Source organism: Pseudomonas grimontii, from assembly GCF_007858185.1.
Taxonomy (GTDB): Bacteria; Pseudomonadota; Gammaproteobacteria; order Pseudomonadales; family Pseudomonadaceae; genus Aquipseudomonas; species Aquipseudomonas grimontii.
In genome coordinates this window covers 79,276-96,538 of the sequence record NZ_VFES01000010.1, presented here as the reverse complement: position 1 = coordinate 96,538, position 17,263 = coordinate 79,276, and the positions used below count along the sequence as shown (strand labels likewise).

General features: G+C 61.4%; 12 protein-coding genes. 10 read left to right on the top strand and 2 right to left on the bottom strand.

Annotated elements, in window-relative coordinates; all coding sequences use genetic code 11:
- Positions 1-399: 399 nt before the first annotated feature.
- Positions 400-1,776 carry an L-serine ammonia-lyase gene (locus FIV39_RS16865; protein WP_065938175.1) on the bottom strand — a complete coding sequence of 459 codons (1,377 nt, stop codon included), beginning with the start codon at positions 1,774-1,776 and terminating at the stop codon, positions 400-402.
- A gap of 415 nt (positions 1,777-2,191) precedes the next feature.
- Between FIV39_RS16865 and FIV39_RS16860 the strand changes: the two genes are divergently transcribed.
- From FIV39_RS16860 to choV, 3 genes are all read left to right on the top strand, one after another.
- A complete protein-coding gene (locus FIV39_RS16860; protein WP_053128119.1) occupies positions 2,192-3,139 on the top strand; it encodes a choline ABC transporter substrate-binding protein in 948 nt (315 codons plus the stop codon).
- 66 nt (positions 3,140-3,205) lie between these two features.
- The gene (gene choW, locus FIV39_RS16855) at positions 3,206-4,051 is read left to right on the top strand and encodes a choline ABC transporter permease subunit (protein ID WP_015886271.1); all 846 of its coding nucleotides are present in this window, start codon (positions 3,206-3,208) and stop codon (positions 4,049-4,051) included.
- The gene (choV, locus tag FIV39_RS16850) at positions 4,048-5,226 is read left to right on the top strand and encodes a choline ABC transporter ATP-binding protein (RefSeq protein ID WP_090401718.1); all 1,179 of its coding nucleotides are present in this window, start codon (positions 4,048-4,050) and stop codon (positions 5,224-5,226) included. Before choW ends, choV begins: the two co-directional genes overlap by 4 nt.
- 118 nt (positions 5,227-5,344) lie before the next feature.
- Here the strand turns inward: choV and FIV39_RS16845 are convergent, their stop codons facing one another.
- On the bottom strand, positions 5,345-7,279 hold the full coding sequence (locus FIV39_RS16845; protein ID WP_244176468.1) for a BCCT family transporter: 1,935 nt from the start codon (positions 7,277-7,279) through the stop codon (positions 5,345-5,347).
- A gap of 378 nt (positions 7,280-7,657) precedes the next feature.
- On the opposite strand from FIV39_RS16845, the gene betI reads away from it, so the two are divergent.
- The 7 genes from betI (at position 7,658) to mdtD (ending at position 17,185) form a co-directional block, all read left to right on the top strand.
- Positions 7,658-8,251 (top strand): transcriptional regulator BetI, encoded by a 594-nt coding sequence (gene betI / locus FIV39_RS16840; RefSeq protein ID WP_032884029.1) that lies wholly within the window; start codon positions 7,658-7,660, stop codon positions 8,249-8,251.
- A 110-nt stretch (positions 8,252-8,361) separates the two neighbouring features.
- A complete protein-coding gene (gene betB / locus FIV39_RS16835) occupies positions 8,362-9,834 on the top strand; it encodes a betaine-aldehyde dehydrogenase (protein WP_090401716.1) in 1,473 nt (490 codons plus the stop codon).
- 163 nt (positions 9,835-9,997) lie between these two features.
- Positions 9,998-11,701: a choline dehydrogenase gene (betA, locus tag FIV39_RS16830; RefSeq protein WP_090401715.1), complete on the top strand. Its 1,704-nt coding sequence runs from the start codon at positions 9,998-10,000 to the stop codon at positions 11,699-11,701.
- 206 nt (positions 11,702-11,907) lie between these two features.
- A complete protein-coding gene (locus FIV39_RS16825; RefSeq protein WP_090401714.1) occupies positions 11,908-13,350 on the top strand; it encodes a TldD/PmbA family protein in 1,443 nt (480 codons plus the stop codon).
- Entirely contained in the window at positions 13,350-14,666 is a 1,317-nt protein-coding gene (locus FIV39_RS16820) for a TldD/PmbA family protein (RefSeq protein ID WP_090401713.1), read from the top strand. The genes FIV39_RS16825 and FIV39_RS16820 overlap by 1 nt, the downstream gene beginning before the upstream one ends.
- 185 nt (positions 14,667-14,851) lie before the next feature.
- Positions 14,852-15,742, top strand: a complete 891-nt coding sequence (locus FIV39_RS16815; protein ID WP_090401712.1) for an alpha/beta fold hydrolase — start codon at positions 14,852-14,854, stop codon at positions 15,740-15,742.
- A gap of 36 nt (positions 15,743-15,778) precedes the next feature.
- Positions 15,779-17,185, top strand: a complete 1,407-nt coding sequence (gene mdtD / locus FIV39_RS16810) for a multidrug transporter subunit MdtD (protein ID WP_090401711.1) — start codon at positions 15,779-15,781, stop codon at positions 17,183-17,185.
- Positions 17,186-17,263: the final 78 nt, after the last annotated feature.

Below are 17,263 nucleotides of genomic sequence, written 5' to 3'. Positions count from 1 at the left end.
TAAGTTTGAATGGCCATTCAATAAATCCTGAAAACGACCTGCTGAAGCGTCTATATAAGCCCGCGCGGGAAGTACGGGATATGACCCGATTTGGCCGTAGGAGTGAGCCTACTCAAGGGGTGTGAGCAGTTCGGTAGCACTTGTGGGAAGGAGCTTTCAGCGCGTAGGAAAAGTCTGTCACCACACGCACAGGTGACGGGTGGTCGGAGGGGAAATCGTTCGGCAGCTACTTATCTGTTTGCGACGCGCTAAAAGGTGGCGCATTGGGATACTGGTGTTCACTTTATGAGCAGTATTGTTTGAACTGCCGCTATCGGGAGCGAGCTCCCTCCCACATTTTGAATTGTGAATACCTTCAAATGTGGGAGGGGGCTTGCCCCCGATACAGGCGACTCGGTCTCAGCACTCCACCGCACTGACCGCCAACCCACCCCGCGACGTCTCTTTGTACTTGTCATGCATATCCGCGCCGGTATCGCGCATGGTGCGGATCACTCGGTCCAGGGAGATAAAGTGCTGGCCGTCACCACGCAGGGCCATCTGCGCCGCGTTGATCGCCTTCACCGCTGCAATCGCATTGCGCTCGATGCACGGCACTTGCACCAGCCCGCCCACCGGGTCGCAAGTCAGGCCGAGGTTGTGTTCCAGGCCGATTTCGGCGGCGTTGCACAGCTGCTCCGGGGTGGCGCCGAGGATCTCGGCCAGCCCGGCAGCGGCCATGGCGCAGGCCGACCCTACTTCACCCTGGCAACCGACTTCGGCACCGGAGATCGAGGCGTTCTTCTTGCACAGGATCCCCACCGCCGCCGCGCTGAGCAGGTAGTCGACCACGTTGGCTTCGGTGACTTCGTCGCTGAACTTCATGAAATAGTGCAGCACCGCGGGAATGATCCCCGCCGCACCGTTGGTAGGTGCCGTGACCATGCGTCCCCCGGCGGCGTTTTCTTCATTCACCGCCAGGGCGAACAGGTTGACCCACTCCATCGCACTCAAGGTCGAGCCGATCACATTGGGCTTGTTCAACTCCTGCAAACTGCGGTGCAACTTGGCGGCGCGGCGGCGCACGTTGAGGCCGCCGGGCAGGATGCCTTCGTGCTTGAGGCCCTCCTCCACGCACGCCTGCATGGCGCGCCAGAGTTTCATCAGGCCGCTGCGGATTTCATCTTCGGAGCGCCAGACTTTTTCGTTGGCCAGCATCAACTCGGCGACGCGCAGGTTGTGAGTCTTGCACAACTGCAGCAGCTCCACTGCGCTGGAAAAATCATAGGGCAACTCGGTGCGGTCCATGTCCGCCACGCCGCTCTGCGCCTGGGCTTCATCCACCACGAAACCACCGCCCACTGAGTAGTAGGTGTCGCGGTGCAACTCGCCGTCATCGCCAAACACCACCAGGGTCATGGCATTGGGGTGGAAGGGCAGGTTTTCGTCGAGCAGGCGCATGTCCCGTGCCCACACGAACGGCACCGGCAAACGCCCATCGAGCAGCAGGGTGTCGGTCTCACGCAGGGTGTGGATACGCACGCCGATTTGCGACGGATCGATTGCGTCCGGCCACTCGCCCATCAGGCCCATGATGGTGGCGGTGTCGCTGCCGTGGCCGATGCCGGTGGCCGACAATGAGCCGTACAGCTGAACTTCGACCCGCCTGACTTGTTCCAACAGTTCACGTTCACGTAATCCTTGAACGAACAACGCCGCGGCGCGCATGGGGCCGACGGTGTGAGAACTCGAAGGCCCGATGCCGATCTTGAACAGGTCGAAAACACTGATAGCCATTGCGGTAGAACTCCTCGATAAGCACGGCCAGGCTTGAACGAGGTGCTACGCTCAGATCGCCTAGATGGCGGCATCATCAAGCTTTTACCTGCCCTCACGGCGTCTCACACCGACGCATCCATGCTCACCAGCGTCGCTCCCGTGCGATCGCCTGTTTTGGCCGTTTTTAGCGGTGCAGATGGGCAAAAACAGCAGTTTTGACTTGGGAAAAACCTGTAAGCGACGTCACCGACACTGGATACGACCCTCCCTGTACTGGATACGACGCCCCCTGTAGGCGTCAGATTTTCACTGGTACATGATCAGTCTCGACTCGTTTGCAAGGCACCGTGGCAGAGCTGTTGCCGCACGCTCCAACCGCAACACTTATAAAGCGCGGCGAATGCCGCCAGAAAAAACACAGGAGTCTACCCAGATGAAAGGTTCACCCTCGTTGTTGTTGGCCGCCATGCTGAGTCTGCCAGTCATGGCGCACGCTGCAGAGCCGGAACAGTGCAAGACCGTCAATTTCTCCGATGTCGGCTGGACCGACATTACCGTCACCACCGCGACCACCAGCGAAGTCCTCAAGGGCCTGGGCTACAAGCCGCGCACCACGATGATTTCGGTACCAGTGACCTACAAGTCCCTGGCCGACGGCAAGAACATGGACATCTTCCTCGGCAACTGGATGCCGACCATGGAAAACGACATCAAGCAGTACCGTGATGCCGGCACCGTGGAAACCGTGCGCGCCAACCTGGAGAACGCCAAGTACACCCTGGCGGTCCCCGAGGCGCTGTACAACAAAGGCCTGAAAGACTTCGCCGATATCGCCAAATTCAAGGATGAGCTGGGCGGCAAGATCTACGGTATCGAGCCGGGTAACGACGGCAACCGCACCATCCAGACCCTGATCGACAAAGATGCTTTCGGCCTGAAAACCGCAGGTTTCAAAGTGGTCGAATCCAGCGAAGCCGGGATGCTCTCGCAGGTGGAACGCGCCTCCAAGCGTGACCAGGCCATCGTGTTCCTGGGTTGGGAACCGCATCCGATGAACACCCGCTTCAAGATGAAGTACCTGACCGGCGGTGACGATTCGTTCGGCCCCAACTACGGCCAGGCCACCATCTACACCAACGTCCGCAAGGGCTACACCCAGGAATGCAGCAACGTCGGCCAGTTGCTGAAAAACCTGTCGTTCACCCTGAACATGGAAAGCACCCTGATGGGTAACGTCCTGGACGACAAGATGAAGCCCGACGCCGCCGCCAAGGCTTGGCTGAAGAAGAACCCGCAAGTACTCGACACCTGGCTCGCCGGTGTCACTACTGTCGATGGCAAACCAGGCCTGGAAGCCGTCAAGGCGTATCTGAACAAGTAACTGCTGACCCCGGGGCGGTGCGCTGCCCCGGGATGTTTTCCCCTTCGCATGTGGACATTCACTACCATGCTGACTGAACAGAAAATCCCACTAGGCCAGTACATCGCTGCCTTCGTCGAATGGTTGACCCAACACGGGGCCAACTACTTCGATGCAATCGCATCGACACTGGAAACGATGATCCACGGCGTGACGTTCGCGCTGACCTGGTTCAATCCGCTGGCATTGATCGGTCTGATTGCGCTGCTGGCTCACTTTATTCAACGTAAATGGGGACTGACTGTTTTTGTCATCGCCTCCTTCCTGCTGATCCTGAACCTTGGGTACTGGCAGGAAACCATGGAGACCCTCGCGCAGGTGCTGTTCGCCACGCTGGTCTGCGTGGTCATCGGCGTGCCGCTGGGCATTGTTGCCGCGCACAAACCGATGTTCTACACCCTGATGCGGCCGGTGCTCGATCTGATGCAGACCGTACCGACCTTCGTCTACCTTATCCCTACCCTGACCCTCTTCGGGCTGGGTGTGGTGCCTGGTTTGATCTCCACGGTGGTGTTCGCGATTGCCGCGCCGATCCGCCTGACCTACCTGGGTATCCGCGATGTACCGCAAGAGTTGATGGACGCCGGCAAGGCCTTTGGCTGCTCGCGCCGTCAGTTGCTCTCGCGCATTGAACTGCCTCACGCCATGCCGAGCATTGCCGCCGGCATTACCCAATGCATCATGCTGTCGTTGTCGATGGTGGTGATCGCCGCCCTGGTGGGTGCCGACGGCCTCGGCAAGCCGGTGGTCAACGCGCTGAACACCGCCGACATCGCCCTGGGCTTTGAAGCCGGCCTGGCGATTGTGCTGCTGGCCATCATGCTCGACCGCATCTGCAAACAACCCGACGCCAAAGTAGGGGGTGATGCATGAGCATTATCCGATTCGACAATGTCGACGTGATCTTCTCCAAAGACCCACGCGAAGCGCTCAAGCTGCTGGACCAGGGCATGAGCCGTAACGAAATCCTGAAAAAGACCGGGCAGATTGTCGGCGTTGAAAAAGCCAGCCTGGATGTGGAAAAAGGCGAGATCTGCGTGCTGATGGGCCTGTCGGGCTCCGGCAAGTCGAGCCTGCTGCGCTGCATCAACGGTCTCAACACCGTCAGCCGTGGCCAGCTGTTCGTGGAGCATGAAGGTCGCCAGATCGACATCGCCTCCTGCACCCCCGCCGAGCTGAAAATGATGCGCACCAAGCGCATCGCCATGGTGTTCCAGAAGTTCGCCCTGATGCCCTGGCTGACGGTGCGCGAGAACATCAGCTTTGGCCTGGAAATGCAGGGCCGTCCGGAAAAAGACCGGCGCAAGCTGGTGGACGAAAAACTCGAGCTGGTGGGCCTGACCCAGTGGCGCAACAAGAAGCCGGATGAATTGTCCGGCGGCATGCAACAACGCGTCGGCCTGGCCCGTGCGTTGGCGATGGATGCCGACATCCTGCTGATGGACGAACCCTTCTCCGCCCTCGACCCGCTGATCCGCCAGGGCCTGCAGGACGAGTTGCTGGAACTGCAACGCAAGCTGAGCAAGACCATCGTGTTCGTCAGCCACGACCTCGACGAGGCGCTGAAACTGGGCAGCCGTATCGCGATCATGAAAGACGGCAAGATCATCCAGTACAGCGTGCCGGAAGAGATCGTGCTGAACCCGGCGGACGACTATGTGCGCACCTTCGTCGCCCACACCAACCCGCTGAACGTACTGTGTGGCCGCAGCCTGATGCGCACACTGGACAACTGCAAACGCGTCAACGGTTCGGTGTGCCTGGATCCGGGCGGCGACTCATGGCTGGACCTGGCCGAAGGCAACACCATCCAGGGCGCCCGCCAGAATGGCGTGGTGATGAACTTGCAGAACTGGGCACCGGGGCAGCCGGTTGAAGGTTTGGGCCGGGTGCCGACGCTGGTGGATTCGAATATCGGCATGCGTGATGCGCTGCAGATTCGTTATCAGACGGGGAACAAGCTGGTGTTGCATGACAACAACCAGGTGGTGGGGATCCTCGGCGACAGCGAGCTCTATCACGCCTTGCTGGGCAAAAACCTGGGCTAGCAATGTGAGAGGGGGCTTGCTCCCGATTGCAGTGTGTCAGTCAGTCCATCTGTTACTGATACACCGCTATCGGGAGCAAGCCCCCTCCCACATTTAGAGCATTGCCACGCTCAACCAATCAGCTATAGACCCGGCCAAGGAGCTGCCGATGGCTTTCAAACTGATCGAGCACGTCCCGGGTGATCTGTTCCTGGGCGAAGCCCATCAGGTCGTACTCTTGAGGCCCGTTGTGCAGGTACACCTCGGCACGGTAATAGCGGGTGCGCTCTTCTTCAGGCAAGTCGCTCGGCGCCGACGAGTAAGCATCCAGGCTCACTTCATAAACGAAGGGGTTGCCCTCTTCCATCTCGATTCGCACACCGATGCAGCGCTTGGACTTGCCCAACAGCGTCTGCACTTCCAACCCTTGCTCACGCAACGCGACCGCCGCCTCTTCCAGCGCTGGCGTGACGTGTTTGTCCATAAAGCGCTGCACAGTGCCCTGGCTCGGTTGCAGGTCGAGTGCCGTCAAACGCTCGCTGAAGCCACGACGCCCACGTTCAGCCAGTTGCGCCTGCTCCTGTTCGATCGCCACATCCTGGCGCATCGCCTTGTGCAAACCGAACATAAAGAAAATCAGCACCACCGAGAACGGCAGCCCCGCCAGGACCACCATGGTTTGCATGGCTTCGAAGTTGCCGGCAAACAGCAGGCCGATGGTCACCAGGGTGATCACCGCCGACCAGAAGATACGCAACCAGTGCGGCGCATCTTCATCCACATTGCCGCCCTTGCAGGAAAGGTTGGCCATCATCACCGCACCGGAATCCGCCGGGGTCAGGAACAGCACAAAGCCCACGAAGATCGACACGCCAATCACGATTTTCGACGCCGGGTAATGCTCCAGCAGTTGGTAGATAGCCATGGACGGTTGTTCCAGTGCCGTCTTGCCCAACTCCACCGCACCGTGGTTCAACACCAGGTCCAGCGCCGAGTTGCCGAAGATCGACAACCACGCCAGGGTAAAGCCCAGCGGAATCAGCAGCACGCCGGCCACCAGTTCACGCACCGTACGACCACGGGAAATACGCGCGATGAACATGCCCACGAATGGCGCCCAGGAAATCCACCAGGCCCAGTAGAACAGGGTCCACAGGCCCATCCAGCGTTCGGTTTTGTCAGCGTCGCCTTCGTACACATAAAGGTCGAAGGTTTTCAGCACGATGCCGTTGAGGTAGTCACCGGTGTTCTGCACCAGGCCGTTGAGCAGGTGCAAGGTCGGGCCGAACAGCAGCACGAAGATCAGCAAACCGCTGAACAGCACGATGTTGAGGTTGGACAGGCGGCGGATGCCGTTCTCCACGCCCGACACGGCAGCGATGGTCGCCACGGTGCTCATCACGATGATCACGATCAGCAGGTTGGTGTTGCTGTGCGCCATGCCGAACAGGTTTTCCAATCCGGACGACACCTGCATCGAACCGATGCCCAGGTTGGTCACCAGGCCCAGCAAGGTCACGAACATGCCGAAACCGTCCACCGCGTGACCGGCCGCGCCCTTCACCCAACGCTCGCCCACCAGCGGGTACAACGCCGAACGCAGGGCCAGCGGCTGGTTATGGCGATAGGCGAAGTACGCCACGGCCAGGCCGACCAGGGCATAGATCGCCCAGCCATGCAGGCCCCAGTGCAGGAAGGTCAACTGCAACGCCTGGCGTGCCGCGCCATTGCTGGCGGCCGCGCCTTCAGGCGGGTTGAAGTAGTGATCCAGCGGCTCGGAGGCACCGAAGTACAGCAGCGAGATGCCGATGCCCGACGAGAACAACATGCCGGCCCAGGCGCCGTAGCTGAAGTCCGGGGTGTCGTCCTTGCTGCCCAGTTTCAACTTGCCGTAGGACGAAAACGCCAGGCCGACCACGAAGACCAAGTAAGCGGCGATGACCACCATGTAGTACCAGCCGAAGCTTTTCGACAGCCAGGCCTGGGCGACGCCGAGCATGCGCCCGGCCTCCTGCGGGGCGATGATCAGAATGGCGGTCAACAACAGAATCAGCGCGGTGGAGGTGTAGAACACCCAACCGTTGACCCGCACCTTTTCCGGCGGGGTCTTTATAAGAGAGGCAGAACTCATGGCGCAGATGCTCCAGGCAGTGCGAGAGAGAAACACAAGGCAACGGTTATCCCGGCGCATCGATTTTTCGGCAGTCGACGAACGGGTGTTATAAAGACACCCCGAAAATCCTTGCCCCCCACCGAAGCGGTAGATGGGGCGTTTGAGGGGTTTTCCAGGTGTCAGGTGTCGCTGTCTCCAGGGAATAAATACCTGCCAGCAGCGACGATTTGTCGCAGAGCTTATTCTTTGTTGATTGAACGTTCAATCAAAACAAAATAGACTGGCCTCCAAGTCGACGGACGTTCATCGCCCATCGGCAGGCCTAAGGAGAGGTGCTACATGCCCAAGGTCGGTATGCAACCCATACGCCGCCAACAGTTGATCGAAGCCACGTTGACGGCCATCGATCAGGTCGGAATGGGAGATGCCAGCATTGCGCTGATCGCCCGTTTGGCCGGGGTCTCGAACGGCATCATCAGTCACTACTTCAAGGACAAGAACGGCCTTATTGCAGCGACGATGCGCTACTTGATGAACGCGCTGATTGAGAACGTCCACGAACGCAGGCTTGCACTCACGGACGACAGCCCACGGGCACACCTTCAGGTGATCATCGAGGGCAACTTCGATGCCAGCCAGGTCAACGGCCCGGCAATGAAAACCTGGTTGGCCTTCTGGGCCACCAGCATGCATCACCCGTCATTGCACAGGTTGCAGCGGATCAACGATCAACGTCTGTATTCCAACCTGTGCTGCCAGTTCCGCCGAACGCTGCCGCTGCCGCACGCACGCAAAGCAGCCCGAGGCCTGGCGGCGTTGATCGACGGTTTGTGGTTGCGCGGCGCCCTGTCGGGAGACGCTTTCGACACGGCACAGGCGCAACGGATCGCTTACGAATACATGGATTTCCAATTGGCCAAGCAGGTGAGTTAGAGCCCTTATAAACGCTCAACCCCTGAACGTCTGCCGCTCAGTGTTGCCACACCCTTATGGCCCACTTTGCGGCGGGTAACGCCAACCACTTATGCACTTGCGAGGACTTTATGGCCCGTTTCGACCTGCAAAAACTCTACATTGACGGCGGCTACAGCGACGCTGGCAGCGATGCCACCTTCGAAGCCATCAACCCGGCTAACGGTGAAGTTCTCGCCCAAGTGCAACGTGCAACGAAAGAAGATGTTGAACGTGCCGTGGTCAGCGCTGAAAAAGGCCAGAAAATCTGGGCCGCCATGACCGCCATGGAGCGTTCGCGCATCCTGCGTCGTGCCGTCGACATCCTGCGCGAGCGCAACGATGAACTGGCCGCCCTGGAAACCCTGGACACCGGTAAAGCCTTCTCCGAAACCCAGTACGTCGACATCGTCACCGGCGCCGACGTGCTGGAATACTACGCAGGCCTGGTGCCGGCCATCGAAGGCGAGCAGATCCCACTGCGCGACACCTCATTCGTCTACACCCGCCGCGAGCCGCTGGGCGTGGTCGCCGGTATCGGCGCCTGGAACTACCCGATCCAGATCGCCCTGTGGAAATCCGCACCGGCGCTGGCCGCCGGTAACGCGATGATCTTCAAGCCCAGCGAAGTCACCTCGCTGACCACTCTGAAACTGGCCGAGATCTACACCGAGGCCGGCGTTCCAGCAGGCGTGTTCAACGTCTTGACCGGCAGCGGCCGTGAAGTCGGCACCTGGCTGACCGAGCACCCACGCATCGAGAAAGTTTCGTTCACCGGCGGCACCGACACCGGCAAGAAAGTCATGGCCAGCGCTTCGAGCTCTTCGCTCAAGGAAGTGACCATGGAACTGGGCGGCAAGTCGCCGCTGATCGTGTTCGAAGACGCCGACCTGGATCGTGCGGCCGACATCGCGATGATGGCCAACTTCTACAGCTCCGGTCAGGTCTGCACCAACGGCACCCGCGTGTTCGTGCCCAAGCACCTGCAAGCCGCGTTCGAAGCCAAGATCGTTGAGCGTGTTGCGCGCATCCGCGTTGGCGACCCGCAAGACGACAACACCAACTTCGGCCCGCTGGTCAGCTTCGCCCACATGGAAAGCGTGCTGGGCTACATCGCCAAAGGTAAGGAACAAGGCGCCCGCGTGCTGTGCGGCGGCGACCGTCTGACCGACGGCGACTTCGCCAAAGGCGCCTTTGTTGCCCCGACCGTGTTCACCGACTGCACCGACGAGATGACCATCGTCCGTGAAGAAATCTTCGGCCCGGTGATGAGCATCCTTACCTACGAGACTGAAGAAGAAGTGATCCGCCGCGCCAACGACACCGACTTCGGCCTGGCCGCGGGCCTTGTGACCAAGGACCTGAACCGCGCACACCGCGTGATTCATCAACTGGAAGCGGGCATCTGCTGGATCAACGCCTGGGGCGAGTCCGACGCGAAGATGCCGGTCGGTGGCTACAAGCAATCCGGTGTGGGCCGTGAGAACGGCATCAGCTCGCTGAACAACTTCACCCGCATCAAATCGGTACAGGTTGAGCTGGGCGACTACGCCTCGGTGTTCTAAGCAACCCCACTCAACTCAGCGCGTATCGATCCCAAGGTCCGCCGTAGCAGCTGACGAGCGCAAGCGAGGCTGCGTAGCGATCTTGGGGTCTGCTACGCAGCCCAACGCAGCCTCGTTCCTCGGCAGCTGCTACGGGCGGCCAAACTTTTAAGAGGGTGCATTTATGTCCCAAGAATACGACTACATCATTGTGGGTGCCGGCTCCGCCGGTAACACCCTGGCGACCCGTCTGACCGAAGACGAAGGCGTCACCGTCCTGCTGCTGGAAGCCGGCGGTCCCGACTACCGTCTCGACTTCCGTACCCAGATGCCGGCCGCCCTGGCCTTCCCGCTGCAAGGCCGTCGCTACAACTGGGCCTACGAAACCGATCCAGAGCCGCACATGGACGGCCGCCGGATGGAATGCGGTCGCGGCAAGGGCCTGGGTGGCTCTTCGCTGATCAACGGCATGTGCTACATCCGTGGCAACGCCATGGACTACGACAACTGGTCGAAGCTGCCAGGTCTGGAAGACTGGAGCTACCTCGACTGCCTGCCGTATTTCCGCAAGGCCGAAACCCGCGACATCGGCCCGAACGACTGGCACGGCGGCGATGGCCCGGTCAGCGTGACCACGCCTAAAGCCGGCAACAACCCGCTGTTCCACGCCATGGTTGAAGCGGGCGTGCAGGCCGGTTACCCGCGCACCGAAGACTTGAACGGTTACCAGCAGGAAGGCTTCGGCCCGATGGACCGTACCGTCACGCCGAACGGTCGTCGCGCCAGCACCGCGCGCGGATACCTGGACACGGCCAAGAAGCGTTCGACCCTGACCATCGTGACCCACGCCCTCACCGACAAAGTGTTGTTCGAAGGCAAGCGTGCCGTTGGCGTGCGTTACCTCATCGGTGCCGCCGAAGAGCGCGTTGAAGCCCGTGCGCGTAAAGAAGTGCTGGTGTGCAGCGGTGCGATCGCTTCGCCGCAACTGCTGCAACGCTCCGGCGTGGGCCCGGCCAAACTGCTGGAAAGCCTCGACATACCGGTGGTCCACGACCTGCCTGGCGTCGGCGAAAACCTGCAGGACCACCTTGAGCTGTACCTGCAATATGCGTGCACTCAGCCGGTGTCGCTGTACCCGTCGCTGCTCTGGTACAACCAGCCGGCCATTGGTGCCGAGTGGCTGTTCAACGGCACCGGCATCGGCGCCAGTAACCAGTTCGAAGCGGGCGGTTTTATCCGTTCGCGTCCGGAATTCGAATGGCCGAACATCCAGTACCACTTCCTGCCGGTGGCGATTAACTACAACGGCAGCAACGGTGTGAAAGAGCACGGTTTCCAGGCGCACATGGGCTCCATGCGTTCGCCGAGCCGTGGCCGCGTGCAACTGAAGTCGAAGAACCCACGGGATTACCCGAGCATCCTCTTCAACTACATGGCCACCGAGCAGGACTGGCAGGAGTTCCGCGACGGCATCCGCCTGACCCGTGAAATCATGCAGCAGCCGGCGCTGGACCCGTACCGTGGCCGCGAAATCAGCCCGGGCATCGAGGTGCAAACCGATGAGCAACTCGACAAGTTCATCCGCGAGCACGCCGAAACCGCGTTCCACCCGTCCTGCTCGTGCAAGATGGGCGACGACGAGATGGCCGTGGTCGATGGCGAAGGCCGCGTGCATGGCATGCAGGGCCTGCGTGTGGTCGATGCGTCGATCATGCCGATCATCACCACCGGCAACCTGAACGCCCCGACGATCATGATCGCCGAGAAAATCGCCGACAAGATCCGTGGCCGCCAGCCGCTGCCGCGCAGCACTGCCGACTACTACGTGGCGGGCGATGCGCCGGTGCGTGGCAAGCCGTTGCGTGAAGTGGGGCCGACTGCGCAGTAACCCATTCCCTGTGGCGAGCGGGCTTGCCCCGCGTTGGAGTGCGTAGCGCTCCCAAGATTTTTGGGGCCACTGCGCAGCCCAACGCGGGGCAAGCCCGCTCGCCACAGGGGGCACTTGCCACAAAGAATCACCTCTCCTTGATCGCTCCCCAGCCCAGGCCTACTCTGTTTGCCTGCCCGCGCTGAGCCGCCCACAAGGAAGGCCCCATGTTCGACCACCACGCCACACTCAAAAAGCATTTCAGTGCCCTGCGCACCACCGCCGAATTTTTCTCCCTACGCTACGTACGCGAGTCTGGCCAGTACCTATCGGTGCGCAAGAACGTCGCCGAACCGCCGCACCTGAGCCACGACGAAGGCGCCATGCTCACCGTGCGCCTGAACGGTGTGGAAGCCTATGCCGCGACCCACGATATTTCCCTGCCTGGCCTGCAAGCCGCCCTTGAGCGCGCCGAACAGCAGGCCCGGCAGATTCGGCCCCACGCCCTGCTCGACCTGCGCGATCAACCGGTGTCCAGCGACGTCGCCGACTACCTGTCGCCCGACCTGGACCAGCCCTTCCCGTCCTTGAGCGACTGCTACCAACTGCTGGGCGACGAATCGGCCGCCGTGCCCAAGGACGAGCGCCTGGTCAGTTGGGACGTGAGCCTGGGCGTGACCCATGTCGAGCAGATCTACCTCAATACAGCCGGCGCCGAACTGCGCCAGGCCCAGCGGTTTGTGTTCCCCGGCGTCAACGTCACGGCCTTTGACGGCAACGACAGCCAGACCCGCACCCTGGGTGGCACCAACTTCGGCCAGCAGGGCGGTTTTAACGTGATCAGCCGCTTCGGCCTGGTCGGCGCCGCGCCGCGCATTGCCGACGAAGCCCTGCAACTGCTGCTGGCGCCAAACACGCCCCAGGGCCCGCGCGACCTGCTGCTGATGCCCGACCAGATGATCCTGCAGATCCACGAGTCCATCGGCCATCCGCTGGAACTCGACCGCATCCTCGGCGATGAGCGCAATTACGCCGGCACCAGTTTTGTGAAGGCCAGCGACTTCGGCCACCTGCAATACGGCTCCAAGCTGCTGAACGTAACGTTCGACCCGGACATTCCCGAGCAACTGGCCAGCTACGGCCATGACGACGACGGCACCGCGGCCAGCAAACAATTCCTGATCCGCGAAGGGCTGCTGCTCAAGCCGTTGGGTGGGGCGTTGTCGCAGTTCCGCTCGGGCATGGACGGCGTGGCCAACAGCCGCGCCAGCAGCTGGAACCGCCCGCCGATCGACCGCATGGCCAACCTGAATATCGAAGCCGGCGATAAGCGCCTGGCGCAACTGATTGGCGGCATCGAACACGGCATCCTGATGTCGACCAACCGCTCGTGGTCCATCGACGATGCGCGCAACAAGTTCCAGTTCGGCTGTGAGTGGGGCCAGTTGATTGAAAACGGCGAACTCAAGGGCGTGGTGAAAAACCCCAACTACCGGGCGATTTCCGCGCAGTTCTGGCGCAACCTCAGCGCCGTGGGCGACGCCAGCACCTTCAAAGTGCTGGGAACGCCGAACTGCGGCAAGGGCGAGCCCAACCAGGTGATCCGCGTCGGCCATGCGTCGCCGGCCTGTGTGTTCAGCAACGTTGACGTATTTGGGGGAGATGCCTGATGAACAACTTCAAGGCATTGGTGCAGTGGCTCAAGCAGGCCATCACCGACAAGGAACAATTTCACCTGGGCTACGCGGCGGAATCGTCCGAGTTCGTGCGCTTCAACCACGCCAAGGTGCGGCAGGCCGGGCAAGTGCAGCAGGCCAGCCTCAATCTCAAGCTGATCAACGATGGCCGCCATGCCGACCTCGGCATCACCCTGGCCGGCGAGCCCGAGCTGGATCGCCAGCGCCTCGCCGACGGCCTGCGGCAGTTGCGTGAAACCCTGCCGCTGCTGCCACATGACCCGTACCTGTTGCTCAACCACAACGCCTGGCAAAGCCACAACGAACAGGCCCGTCCCCTGCCCGACCTGGCCCAGGTGCTGGAAGAAATCAGCCAGGCAGCCAATGGCGTCGACCTGGTCGGCTTCTATGCCGCCGGGCCGATCAGCCGGGGCTTTGCCAGTTCGGACGGTGCGTTTGGCTGGCATCAGGCCAATAGTTTCAACTTCGATTTCAGCCTGTTCCACGCCAATGGCGAAGCGGTAAAAGCCAGCTACGCCGGCGACGCCTGGGACAGCGCCGAGTTCGCCCGGCGCTTCCAGCTGGCCCGTGAACAGCTGGAATTCCTTGGCCGCCCGCTGCACCCACTGGCGCCCGGACAATACCGCGCCTACCTCGCCCCGGCGGCGCTGGAAGAAATCATCAGCATTATCACCTGGGGTGGTTTTTCCGCCCAGGCCATCGCCAGCAAAGGCAGCTCGTTGCAACGGCTCTATGCCGGTGAGCAGTCCTTGAGCCCGCTGGTGACGGTGAAAGAACACATCACCGACTCCCTGAGCCAAGCGTTCTCCAGCGAAGGCTACCCGCGCAGTGATGTCACGCTGATCAACGCCGGCAAGGCCGAGGGCCAACTGGTGAACTCGCGCAGCGCCGCCGAATATGGTCTCAGCGCCAACGGCGCCAGCGGCGACGAATCCCCCAGCGCCTTGCAGATCGCGGCGGGCAGCCTGGCCCAGGCCGAGATCCTCAAGCAACTGGGCACCGGGCTCTACATCAGCAACCTGTGGTACCTGAACTACTCCGACCTGCCCGCCGCACGCCTGACCGGCATGACGCGCTTCGCCACGTTCTGGGTGGAAGACGGCGAGATCAAGGCACCGGTCAGCACCATGCGTTTTGATGACAGCGTCTACAGCCTGCTCGGCTCACAGTTGGAAGCCCTGACCGCTGAGCGGGAACTGCTGCTGTCGGCCAGCACTTACGGCCAGCGCAATACCGCCTCCAACCTGTTGCCGGGCGCCCTGGTCAACCGCCTGACCCTGACCCTGTAAATACCCCCCTGTGGGAGGGGGCTTGCCCCTCCCACATTGTCTTGCGCTGATTTCAGACAGCTCGGTTTCGGCCCTTCCTACCGTAAATTCGCTTCCTCCCAGTTTGCACGGGCAGCCTGTTGTCGCCCGTCAAAAACCTCGCTATAACAACCAGTGGCATACCGCCACACACTGGAAGTACTGCGATGAACCATGGAAGTTTCGTCATACAAAAGCTGTTCAAGCACTACAACGTTCATGTTGAGCAACTAGGAAACGATTCGCAAAAGAAGACCGTCTTGATGGTCAATGGCGCACTGTCCACCACACGCTCATTCGCCCGAACCAGCAAATGCCTGGCCGAGCACTTCAATGTACTGTTGTTCGACCTGCCCTTCTCGGGCTATTCCCGCGAACACAACACCGACCTGGACCTGGTGACCAAGGATGACGAGGTGCAAATCCTGCGCGCCCTGGTCGAGCGCTTCCAGGTCAATCACCTGGTCTCGGCCTCATGGGGCGGCATCTCCACGCTGCTGACCCTGGCACACAACCCGCCGTCGGTCGAAAGCTCAGTGGTCATGGCCCTGGCGCCCAACCTCAACCAGGCAATGCTCGACTATGTGGAGCGCGTGCGGGTGCTGATCGAAGCCGATGACAAGTCCGCAGTCGGGCACCTGCTCAACGAGACCGTCGGCAAATACCTGTCGCCCCGCCTCAAGCGCAATAACCATCGGCACCTGTCGAACATGGCCACCACCGAGTACCGCCAGGCGCGCTTTCATATCCATCAGGTGCTGGCCCTGGGCGATGGCAACTACCTGCCGGCACTGCGAAAAATCGAAACCCCGGTGCACTTTCTCAACGGCACGCTGGACGAATACACCCCTGCCGCGGATGCCCAACTGTTCAAGCACTACGTCGACCGCAGCAGCTTTGCCGTGGCCGAACACACCGGGCATTTACTGGACCTGGAGTCCCGCGAGGCGGCTTTGGCGGTGCACCGTGCATTGTTGGATTTCCTGGTGGGCGAGCACGCGGCGTTGTCGGATTTAGACCAACCGCCAGTGGGAAAAGGGGCGACGAATGGCGCATAATCGCCGACACATAGCTTGCTAACAAAAAGGTAAACCATGCCGAATCGCGCCCCTCTCGATGCCAAGACCGCCCGCTGGCTCCCCTGGGTGGTAGCGATTGCCTTCTTCATGCAATCGCTGGATGGGACGATTCTCAACACCGCACTGCCGGCCATGGCCCGGGACCTGGCGGAAAACCCGCTGCGCATGCAAGGGGTGGTGATCGCCTACATGCTCACCGTCGCCTTGCTGATCCCGGCCTCGGGCTGGATCGCCGACCGCTTCGGCACCAAGAAGATTTTCTTCGGCGCGATCATGCTGTTCAGCATCGGCTCCTTGCTGTGCGCCTTGTCCAGCAGCCTGACCATGCTGGTGGGTGCGCGGGTCATCCAGGGCCTCGGCGGGGCGTTGATGCTGCCGGTCGGCCGGCTCGTGGTGCTACGCGCCTACCCCCGCTCCGAACTGGTGCGGATCATGGGTTTCATCACCATTCCCGGCCTGCTCGGGCCCTTGCTCGGCCCCACCATGGGCGGCTGGATGGTGCAATACCTGACGTGGCACTGGATCTTCCTGATCAACCTGCCGGTGGGCATGATCGGTTGCTACGCCGTGTGGAAGTTCATCCCCGACCTGCGCGGCAGCGAACGTACGCGCTTCGATGGCATCGGCTTCCTGCTGTTCGGCGCGGCCATGGTGCTGATCACCATTGCCATGGAAGGCCTGGGCGAATTGCACCTGCCGCACCTGCGGGTGATGTTGCTGCTGTTCGGCGGGTTGGCGTGCCTGGCGGCGTATTGGCTGCGCGCCGGGCATATCGATAACCCGCTGTTCTCGCCGGCGCTGTTCAAGACCCGCACCTTTGCGGTGGGTATCCTCGGCAACCTGTTCGCGCGCCTGGGCAGCGGCGCCTTGCCGTTCCTGGTGCCGTTGCTGCTGCAAGTGGCCCTGGGGTATTCGCCGTCCCAGGCAGGGATGAGCATGCTGCCCCTGGCGGCGGCGGCGATGTTCGCCAAGTCCATCGCCCGGCCGCTGATCGAGCGCGTGGGCTACCGCATCGTGCTGACCGGCAACACCCTGGCGCTGGGCATCATGCTGGCGAGCATGGGCCTGGTCAGCGAGCAGACGCCCTACCCGCTGCTGCTGGCAATGCTGGCGGTGCTGGGGGCAATCAACTCGCTGCAATTTACCGCGATGAACACCGTCACCCTGATCGACCTCGACGACGCCCAGGCCAGCAGCGGCAACAGCTTGCTGTCAGTGGTGGCGCAATTGTCCCTGAGCCTTGGGGTAGCATGCGCCGGTGCGTTGCTTGGCGGCTTTACTGCCGAGTCCGGCAACGATGGCGTGGAAAGCGTGCTCGGCGCCTTCCAGCTGACCTTCCTCACCGTGGGCATCATGGCGATGCTGGCGGCGGCGATCTTCCTGCAATTGGAGCCTAAAGGCAGCGGCAAGCGGCAAGCTTGAAGCTGCAAGACGGCTTCGAGCTTGCCGCTTGCCGCTCATAACTTGCCGCGGCCCCCACCCCTCATCCGAACCATGCGA

Bases quoted from the DNA above. Each gene is read 5' to 3' on its own strand.
- FIV39_RS16865 (WP_065938175.1), bottom strand. From the start codon at position 1,776: ATGGCTATCAGTGTTTTCGACCTGTTCAAGATCGGCATCGGGCCTTCG.
- FIV39_RS16860 (WP_053128119.1), top strand. From the start codon at position 2,192: ATGAAAGGTTCACCCTCGTTGTTGTTGGCCGCCATGCTGAGTCTGCCA.
- choW (WP_015886271.1), top strand. From the start codon at position 3,206: ATGCTGACTGAACAGAAAATCCCACTAGGCCAGTACATCGCTGCCTTC.
- choV (WP_090401718.1), top strand. From the start codon at position 4,048: ATGAGCATTATCCGATTCGACAATGTCGACGTGATCTTCTCCAAAGAC.
- betI (WP_032884029.1), top strand. From the start codon at position 7,658: ATGCCCAAGGTCGGTATGCAACCCATACGCCGCCAACAGTTGATCGAA.
- betB (WP_090401716.1), top strand. From the start codon at position 8,362: ATGGCCCGTTTCGACCTGCAAAAACTCTACATTGACGGCGGCTACAGC.
- betA (WP_090401715.1), top strand. From the start codon at position 9,998: ATGTCCCAAGAATACGACTACATCATTGTGGGTGCCGGCTCCGCCGGT.
- FIV39_RS16825 (WP_090401714.1), top strand. From the start codon at position 11,908: ATGTTCGACCACCACGCCACACTCAAAAAGCATTTCAGTGCCCTGCGC.
- FIV39_RS16820 (WP_090401713.1), top strand. From the start codon at position 13,350: ATGAACAACTTCAAGGCATTGGTGCAGTGGCTCAAGCAGGCCATCACC.
- FIV39_RS16815 (WP_090401712.1), top strand. From the start codon at position 14,852: ATGAACCATGGAAGTTTCGTCATACAAAAGCTGTTCAAGCACTACAAC.
- mdtD (WP_090401711.1), top strand. From the start codon at position 15,779: ATGCCGAATCGCGCCCCTCTCGATGCCAAGACCGCCCGCTGGCTCCCC.